Annotated in this window: 9 protein-coding genes; 1 reads left to right on the top strand and 8 read right to left on the bottom strand. The window is 69.8% G+C overall.

What is annotated here, in order from left to right; translation table 11 throughout:
• The 4 genes from M3N57_13495 to ilvC all read right to left on the bottom strand — a co-directional run.
• The coding region (locus tag M3N57_13495) for a CoA ester lyase (protein MDP9023682.1) at positions 1 to 826 on the bottom strand (826 nt) is incomplete at its 3' end.
• Positions 827 to 960: 134 nt separating this feature from the next.
• Positions 961 to 1743, bottom strand: a complete 783-nt coding sequence (locus M3N57_13490; GenBank protein MDP9023681.1) for a 1-acyl-sn-glycerol-3-phosphate acyltransferase — start codon at positions 1741 to 1743, stop codon at positions 961 to 963.
• Positions 1744 to 1765: 22 nt separating this feature from the next.
• The gene (locus tag M3N57_13485) at positions 1766 to 2734 is read right to left on the bottom strand and encodes a CoA ester lyase (protein ID MDP9023680.1); all 969 of its coding nucleotides are present in this window, start codon (positions 2732 to 2734) and stop codon (positions 1766 to 1768) included.
• Positions 2734 to 3735 carry a ketol-acid reductoisomerase gene (gene ilvC / locus M3N57_13480; GenBank protein MDP9023679.1) on the bottom strand — a complete coding sequence of 334 codons (1002 nt, stop codon included), beginning with the start codon at positions 3733 to 3735 and terminating at the stop codon, positions 2734 to 2736. Before ilvC ends, M3N57_13485 begins: the two co-directional genes overlap by 1 nt.
• A 94-nt stretch (positions 3736 to 3829) precedes the next feature.
• Between ilvC and M3N57_13475 the strand changes: the two genes are divergently transcribed.
• Positions 3830 to 4363, top strand: a complete 534-nt coding sequence (locus M3N57_13475) for a DUF421 domain-containing protein (GenBank protein ID MDP9023678.1) — start codon at positions 3830 to 3832, stop codon at positions 4361 to 4363.
• On the opposite strand, the gene M3N57_13470 is transcribed toward M3N57_13475, so the two are convergent.
• The 4 genes from M3N57_13470 to M3N57_13455 all read right to left on the bottom strand — a co-directional run.
• On the bottom strand, positions 4349 to 5173 hold the full coding sequence (locus M3N57_13470) for an ATP-binding cassette domain-containing protein (protein ID MDP9023677.1): 825 nt from the start codon (positions 5171 to 5173) through the stop codon (positions 4349 to 4351). The two genes, M3N57_13475 and M3N57_13470, sit on opposite strands and share 15 nt — an antisense overlap.
• A 6-nt stretch (positions 5174 to 5179) precedes the next feature.
• Positions 5180 to 5704 carry an acetolactate synthase small subunit gene (gene ilvN, locus M3N57_13465; protein ID MDP9023676.1) on the bottom strand — a complete coding sequence of 175 codons (525 nt, stop codon included), beginning with the start codon at positions 5702 to 5704 and terminating at the stop codon, positions 5180 to 5182.
• Positions 5704 to 7449, bottom strand: coding sequence for an acetolactate synthase large subunit (locus tag M3N57_13460; protein ID MDP9023675.1), 1746 nt, complete (start codon positions 7447 to 7449; stop codon positions 5704 to 5706). The genes ilvN and M3N57_13460 overlap by 1 nt, the downstream gene beginning before the upstream one ends.
• A 330-nt stretch (positions 7450 to 7779) precedes the next feature.
• Positions 7780 to 8028 (bottom strand): hypothetical protein (locus M3N57_13455; GenBank protein ID MDP9023674.1); only part of this gene is annotated, 249 nt, incomplete at its 5' end.

Raw genomic sequence — 8028 nt, 5'->3', positions numbered from 1 at the left:
TCGCCGCCATCTTCCGCGATGCCTCGTCGATCATCTCGTCGCCGAACATGACCGCGCCCCGCTTCTGTTGGCCGGTGGCATCTGCGTAGGCGGCGACGATGTCCTCCGCCCGCTCGTAGACCTCCTGGGAGACCCCGTACACCTCGTTGGCGGCATCGATCTGGCCCGGGTGCAGGACCCACTTCCCGTCGAAGCCCAGGAGCCGGCTGCGGGTGGCCACCTCCCGGAACCCGTCGACGTCGCGGATCTGGGCGTAGGGCCCGTCGATCGCTTGGACGCCGGCGTAGCGGGCGGCGACCAGGATGCGCATCAGCACCCAGTGCCAGTGGTCGCCGGGGTAGTCGGGCTGGATGGCCCCCACCGTCAAGCTGGGCATCCCCAGCGCCGCCGCCATGTCGCCCGGCCCGAAGATGAACGTCTCGACCCGGTCGGAAGCGGCCAGGATCTGGTCAGCGTTGGTCAACCCGGCGGCGTTCTCGATCTGGATCTCGAGCCCGATCGATCCCACGTCCCAGCCGTTGTCGAGCTCCACCTGACGCAGGACGTGATCGACGAAGTGGACCTGCGCGGCGTCCTCCACCTTGGGGATCATCACGCAGTCGAGGATCTCGGGGCCGGTGTTGGACACCACGTGGATGAGGTCGTCCAGGCACCAGCGGGTGGAGACGTCGTTGACCCGCACCACCCGGACCTTCCCGCCCCAGTCGCCGCTGCGCAGCGCCTGCACGACCGTCTCCCGGGCGGCGGGCTTGACGTCGGGCGCGACCGAGTCCTCCAGATCGAGGAAGACCTGGTCGGCGCCGAGGTGCTGGGCCTTGGTGAGCATCTTCTCGGACGAGCCGGGGACCGCCAGGCACGACCGCCTGGACCGCAGCGGCCGGCTCGCAACAGCTGCGTTGAGCACGCGTCGCTCCTTCGAGGGCTTTAGGCGCCATCCTGGCAGCCGCGCCGGCACCACCGCTAATCGGTGTCGCCGTTGCCGTGCCACTGGGCCTCACGTTCGCGGTGGCGACGCAGCACCTCCTGATGAGGCGGGGCGCTCCCCCCGAGCCGCGCCGGGACCCACCAGTCATCACCAGGGGTCGGCTCATCGGGGTATCTCACCTGGATGTCGTGGAGCATCTCCTCCATCGTGGCGCGCAACTGGTCGGTCACCGCGGTCAGGTCCGCGTCGCCTGGCACCTGCATCGGCTCCCCGATCCGCACCAGCACGGGGATCCGGCGGACCAGGTGGATGCGGCGCCCCTTGGTTGAGAACCGCTGTGTCCCCCAGTTCACGGTCGGGATCAGCGGCACGCCGGCGTCGCGGGCCATGCGGGCGGGACCGGTCCGGAACGGCAGCAGCTCGAACGACTCCGAGATCGTCTGCTCGGGCGCCACCGCGACGACCTCGCCGCCGCGCAGGCGCTCCACGGCCGCCGAGAACGCCTCGGCCCGGCCGGCGCGGCTGGCCCGGGCGACCGGCACCTGACCGGCGCCGCGGAGCAACCACCCCACCGAGCGCCGTTCGAACAGCTCCTGTTTGGCCAGGAACCGCACCGGCCGGCCGAGGTGGACGTACAACGGCCAGGCGGACATCACCCAGTCCGCGTAGCTGTGGTGGTTGAAGGTGAGCACCGCCCCGCCGGTGGGCGGCAGGTGCTCCATGCCGTGGATGTCCAGCCGCCACCCCATCGACCGGACGAACAGGATCACCGTGCGGGCCCCGAACCGGAAGGCCCACTCGGGGCGCTCACGTCCCATGACGGCGAGCGTAGACGCCGGGTCAGCCCATCCCGGCGGCGCGGCCCCGCGCGACCAGCCGTTCGGCCATCTTCCGCGACGCCTCGTCGATCATCTTCCCTTCGAACGCCGCCGCCCCCCGCCCCGCCTCGATCGCTTCGCGGTACGCGTCCAGGAGGCGGCGGGCGTGCTCGAACTGCCGCGGGGTCGGGGTGAACACCTCGTTGGCGATCGCCACCTGCGACGGGTGGATGCACCACTTGCCGTCCATGCCCAGCAGCTTCGCGCGAGTGGCCATCTCGCGGTACCCGTTGGGGTCGCCGTAGTCGCCGTAGGGACCGTCGATCGCCTGGCACCCGACCGCGCGGGCGTTGTTCACGATCTGCGCCACGACGAACGCCCACTGGTAGCCGGGGTAGTCGGACTCGAGCATGCCCAGGTCCAGCTGGGGGATGCCCATGTCGGCCGCGTAGTCGCCGGAGCCGAAGATCAGCGTCTCGATCCGGTCGGTGACGCGGGCGATCTCGGTCATGTTCACCGACCCGGTCCCCGTCTCGATCTGGACCTCCAACCCGAGCCGGTCGCGGTGCCCTCCACCATCGGACGTCCCCCCCAGCTCCGCCTCGAGCTGGTTGAGCAGGTGCTCGACGAACCACAGCTGCCCGGCGTCCTGCACCTTGGGGATCATCAGGCAGTCGAGACGGCCGTGGGCGCGGCCCACCACCTCGACGATGTCGGCGTACGCCCACCGGGTGGTCACGTCGTTCACCCGGACCGCCACGACCTTCCCGCGGTAGTCGTTGGTGTGCAACGCCTCGATCACTTTGGCGCGGGCCGACTCCTTCTCGTCGGGGGCGACGGCGTCCTCGAGGTCGAGGAACACGTGGTCGGCGTCGCTCTCGGCGGACCGGCTCAACATCTTCTCGTCGGACCCGGGGACCGCCAGGCACGAGCGGCGCAGTCGGGCGGGGCGCTCCTGGCGCTGACCCACGCTGTGGAACGGGTTGATCATCAGTCCTCCGGCTGTGGCAACCAGCTCATCATCGCCCGCAGCCGCTTGCCCACGTCCTCGATCGGGTGTGCCAGCTGCCGATCCCGCTCTGCGTTGAACCACGGCCGACCCCGGTCGTCCTCTTCGATCCATCGCCGGGCGAACGACCCGTCCTGAATCTCGGCCAGCAGCTGCTTCATGCGCTCCTTGGTCGCCTCGTCGATGACCCGTGGCCCGCACGCGTAGTCACCGTACTCAGCCGTGTCGCTGATCGAGTACCGCATCCGCTGGAAGCCGCCCTCGTACAGCAGGTCGACGATCAGCTTCAGCTCGTGGAGGCACTCGAAGTAGGCGACCTCGGGCTGGTACCCGGCCTCGATCAGCGTCTCGAAGCCCTTCTGGATCAGGTTCGAAACGCCCCCGCACAGCACCGCCTGCTCCCCGAACAGGTCGGTCTCGGTCTCCTCGGCGAAGGTCGTCTCGATCACCCCCGCGCGGGTGCACCCGATGCCTTTGGCGTAGGCCAGGGCGACATCCCGAGCCCGACCGGTGGGGTTCTGATGGACGGCGACCAGTCCCGGGGTGCCGTTGCCCTCCACGTATGTGCGGCGCACCAGGTGCCCGGGGGACTTGGGCGCGACCATCACGACGTCCACCTCCGGCGGTGGGGTGATCTGGGCGAAGTGGATGTTGAACCCGTGTGCGAACAGCAGGGTGTCACCGGCGGTCAGGTTCGGGGCGACGTCACGCTCGTAGACGTGGCGCTGCTCGGTGTCGGGGAGGAGCATCGCGATGACCTGACCCCGACGGGCCGCCACATCGGTGTCTGCGACGTCGATCCCCGCCTCCTGGGCACGCTGCCGCGAACGCGAGTCGGGGCGCAGGCCGACCACCACGTCGACACCGGACTCGGTGAGGTTGCGGGCGTGAGCGTGGCCCTGCGAGCCGTAGCCGAGCACCGCGACGCTGTGCCCGTCGAAGAGCGTGAGGTCAGCGTCGTCGTCGTAGTACATCGTGGCCATCGTGTGTCCTCCGGATCAGGTCGGCAGCGCGCGGCCGCACCGGCCGAGCGACGCATGCTAGGAGCCACTGCCGCGCCTGCAGGAAAGGACCGCCATGCTCACCGATGAACTGGGGATCACGTTGCCCGAGGTCGGGCTGGTCATCATCGCGGGCCTCGGCGTGTACACCGCCGTCATCGTGTACACGCGGCTGTTCGGCCAGCGCAGCCTCACATCGCTTGCGACGTTCGACTTCGCCGTGACCGTCGCGATCGGGGCGATCGTCGGCCGGGTCGTGCTGGTGCGCACCTCCCTGCTGGCGGGGGTGATCGGCCTCGGGGTGCTGTTCGCCGCCGAGACCGCCGTCAGCATGCTCCGCAACCGTCTGAAGTGGATGGGCCGGATCCTGGACAACCCTCCGGTGCTGGTCTTCCTCGACGGCGAGTTCCTCACCCCGCCGCTGCACCGCACCCACCTCTCAGAAGATGACCTCCTCGAGAAGGTCCGGCTGCAGGGCGTATCGTCGATGGACCACGTACGAGCGGTCGTGTTCGAACGCAACGGCGGCATCAGCATCCTGACCGGCGAGGACCTCGACCCGGCGTTGCTCCGCAACGTGCGGGGCGCCGAACGTCTACAACGGACCTGAGACGTGCGCCGAGCGCGCCGCCACCGCGGCGTAGCGCTCCCCGATCCGCTGAACGCTGACCGCAACACCGAAGCATGTGCTCAGCGCCTCGTCGGTGACGAGGTCGTCGATCGGGCCGGCAGCCATGATCCGACCCTCCCGCAACAGGATCGCGTGGGTGAAGCGGGGCGGGATCTCCTCGACGTGGTGGGTGACGAACACGACGCCCGCAACCGCTGCGTCGTCGGCGAGGCGCGACAAGGCCGCGATCAGCAGCTCCCGGCCGGGGAGGTCCAAGCCGGCGCTGGGCTCGTCGAGGAGGACCAGGCGGGGTTCACCCATGAGGCTGCGAGCCAGCTGGATGCGCTGGCGCTCCCCCTCCGACAGCCTCGCGAAACCGACGTGTGCCAACGATCCGCAACCCACGTCGCGCAGCAGGCCCAGGGCCCGGCCGTGCTCGGCGGGAGTGAACTCCTGCCGCCACCGCCGCAGCGTCGCGTCCTTCCCGGTCAGCACCACGTCCAGGGCGGTGGCGGCGTCGGCGACGTCGCGGGCCAGCGTGGCGCTGACGTACCCGATCCCGGTCCGCAGGTCACGCAGATCCGTGCCGCCGACCCGCCGTCCCAGGACCCACGCCCGCCCGCGCGTGGGGAGCAGGTATGTGCTCGCCAGGCGGAGCAGCAACGACTTGCCGGAGCCGTTGGCGCCGAGGACCACCCAGCGTTCCCCCGGCTGCACCGTCCACGTGATGTCCGCCAGCAACGGCCGGCCGTCACGGACGACCGCGACGTGGTCGAGAGCGATGACCGGCGCGTGGGCGCTGGCCGCCACGACGACCTACACGATCCGCTGTAGGCGTAGCTTGCTGCCGTCGGTGATCGACCGGCTGCCCCGCGCGAGGGCGATCTGACCGGTGCGGGCCATCTCTCGGATCCCGAACGGCTCCAACAGGTGCAGCAGCGCGTTCAGCTTCTCGGGGGCGCCCGACGCCTCGATCGTGATCGATTCGTGGTCCACGTCGACGATCTTGGCCCGGAACACGTCGACCAGCTCGATGATCTTGCTGCGATCCGCCTGCTCGGCGGTGACCTTGACCAGCTGCAGCTCGCGGCCGACCGCCGACTCCGGCTCGAGCTCCACGATCTTCAGCACGTTGATCAGCTTGTTCAGCTGCTTGGTGACCTGCTCGAGGTGCATCGCCTCGGCCCCCACCACGATCGTCATCCGCGACACCCGCGGGTCCTCGGTCGGGCCGACCGCGAGCGAGTGGATGTTGTACCCGCGGCGGCTGAACAGGCCCGCGACCCGCGCGAGGACACCGGGCTTGTTCTCGACCAGCACGGCGATGGTGTGGTTCTTCATCACCTGTCGTGCCCCTGTCGCTGCGCGGCCTGGCGGGCCCACCACTCGTCGGCGGACTCGATGATCTCGTCGTTCCCGCACCCGGCAGGCACCATCGGGAACACCTTCTCGGTGGGGTCCACTCGCACGTCGATCAGGACCGGCTGGTCGGTGATCTCGTACGCCTTGTCGAGGATCGGGACCATCTCCGCGACCGTCGAGGCGCGGAAACCGGGGATCCCGTAGGCGTCGGCGAGCTTGACCAGGTCGGGCAGGTCCGGGGGGAGCTCCACCTCGCTGAACCGACCGTCGTAGAACAGCTCCTGCCACTGGCGAACCATGCCCAGGAACCCGTTGTTGATCACGGCGAACACCACGGGGATGTCGTGCTGCTTCGCCGTCGCCAGTTCCTGCAACGTCATCTGGAAGCAGCCGTCACCGTCGATCGCGACGACGCGCCGGTCCGGTCGGCCGACCTTCGCGCCGATCGCAGCGGGGACCGCGAAGCCCATCGTCCCCAACCCGCCCGAGTTGATCCACGTCCGTGGCGCGCTGAACGCCAGCAGCTGCGACGCCCACATCTGGTGCTGGCCGACACCGGCCACGTAGATCGCCTCGTCACCGAAGCGCTCCCCGATCGCCCGGATCGCGGTCTGGGGCTTCAACGGGCCGGCGTCGTCCTGTTCCCAACGCAGTGGGTGCTCGTTGCGCCACGTGCGCAGCTGCGCGCGCCACTCAGCCGTGTCCGGCTTGGCCGCGTCACCCGCCTTCCGTGCGATGTCGACCAGTTGGCCGACCACGACCTTCGCGTCACCGACGATCGGGACGTCGACGGGGCGGTTCTTCCCGATCTCGGCCGGGTCGATGTCGACGTGGATGATCCGCGCGTGAGGGGCGAACGCTGACAGCTTCCCGGTCACCCGGTCGTCGAAGCGGGCGCCGAGCGCGATCAGCAGGTCCGCCTCCTGCATGGCCATGACCGCAGTCCACTCGCCGTGCATGCCCGGCATCCCCAGGCACAGCTCATGACGGTCAGGGAACACGCCCCGCGCCATCAGCGTGGTCACGACCGGCAGTTCGAGGAGGTCGGCGAGCTCGCGCACCTCCTGCTCCGCTCCCGCCCGTACGAGCCCTCCGCCGGCGTACACGACGGGGCGTCGGCTCCGCGAGATCAGGTCGATGGCGTCGCGGACCATCTTGCCGTGCCCGCGGATGGTCGGGCGGTACCCGGGCAGGTCGAGATGCTCGGGCCAGCCCCACTCCAGCGTGGCGTTGAGCACGTCCTTGGGGATGTCGACCAGCACCGGACCGGGTCGACCCGACCCGGCGATGTGGTAGGCCTCCTTGATGGCGCCGGGGATGCGCTCGGGCTGGGCGACCATCTCGTTGTGTTTGGTGCACGGCATGGTGATGCCGGTGACGTCGGCTTCCTGGAAGGCATCCGAGCCGACCGCGGCGGTGGGGACCTGCCCGGTGATCGCGAGGACCGGGACCGAGTCCATCAGCGCGTCGGTCAGGCCGGTCACGAGGTTGGTCGCGCCTGGTCCCGACGTGACGATGGTCACGCCGACCTTCCCGGTCGCGTGGGCGTAGCCCTCGGCCATGTGGACCGCGCCCTGCTCGTGGCGGACGAGGATGTGGCGGACCGACGAGTCGAGGAGCGGGTCGTAGGCGGGCAGGATCGCCCCGCCCGGCAAGCCGAACACGACCTCCACCCCGAGCTCCTCGAGACTGCGCATCACGGCCTGGGCGCCCGTCACCTGCATGGTCGGTGCCTCCCCTGCTTCGTTCGTCCTCGAACGACTCGGACCTCCCGCTCCGGGAGGTCCGCGCGTTCTGCGACCGCAGCGGACACTAGGTCACGACGACGAGCCGCCCGGGTACCCGCCGGGTGAGCTCGATGATCGTCGCGTGACGCATGTGTCCTCCACGATCTGCGTCGATCCGGTTCCGTGGCCGGTTCCGTGGCTCGTCGTTGGTCCCGGGTCCGTCCTCGTGACACCGGTGGCGTCAACCCCGACGGTCGGACGCGGGCCGTTCGGCCGGCGCCTACCAACGTATGGTCTCCGGTCCGGCTGCTTCGGTCAAACGGGCCGTCAGGCGGGCCTCAGCCCGACAGGGACCGGGTCGCGGGTGTTGGCATCGCGGGTGGCGGCGGAGTCGAAGTAGAAGTCCATCTCGGCGATCCGGCCGTCACGGACGACGAACACGATGCAGTCCTCGGTCTCACGCACCTTCCCGGTCTCACCGCAGATGGCGTAGTTGTGTACCTCCACCACGCAGCGGTCCCCGTCGCACGTCCAGCGGTTGGGCGTCAGCGTCCACTTCTCCCAGTGCTCGAAGGC

This window comes from Actinomycetota bacterium (assembly GCA_030776725.1).
In the GTDB taxonomy this organism is placed as follows: Bacteria; Actinomycetota; Nitriliruptoria; order Nitriliruptorales; family JAHWKO01; genus JAHWKW01.
Note: the sequence above shows the minus strand (reverse complement) of the source record. Positions and strands in the feature narration are given on the sequence as shown.

Coding starts and splice junctions, on each gene's coding strand:
- M3N57_13490 (MDP9023681.1), bottom strand. CDS start 1,743: ATGGGACGTGAGCGCCCCGAGTGGGCCTTCCGGTTCGGGGCCCGCACG.
- M3N57_13475 (MDP9023678.1), top strand. CDS start 3,830: ATGCTCACCGATGAACTGGGGATCACGTTGCCCGAGGTCGGGCTGGTC.
- M3N57_13485 (MDP9023680.1), bottom strand. CDS start 2,734: ATGATCAACCCGTTCCACAGCGTGGGTCAGCGCCAGGAGCGCCCCGCC.
- ilvC (MDP9023679.1), bottom strand. CDS start 3,735: ATGGCCACGATGTACTACGACGACGACGCTGACCTCACGCTCTTCGAC.
- ilvN (MDP9023676.1), bottom strand. CDS start 5,704: ATGAAGAACCACACCATCGCCGTGCTGGTCGAGAACAAGCCCGGTGTC.
- M3N57_13460 (MDP9023675.1), bottom strand. CDS start 7,449: ATGCAGGTGACGGGCGCCCAGGCCGTGATGCGCAGTCTCGAGGAGCTC.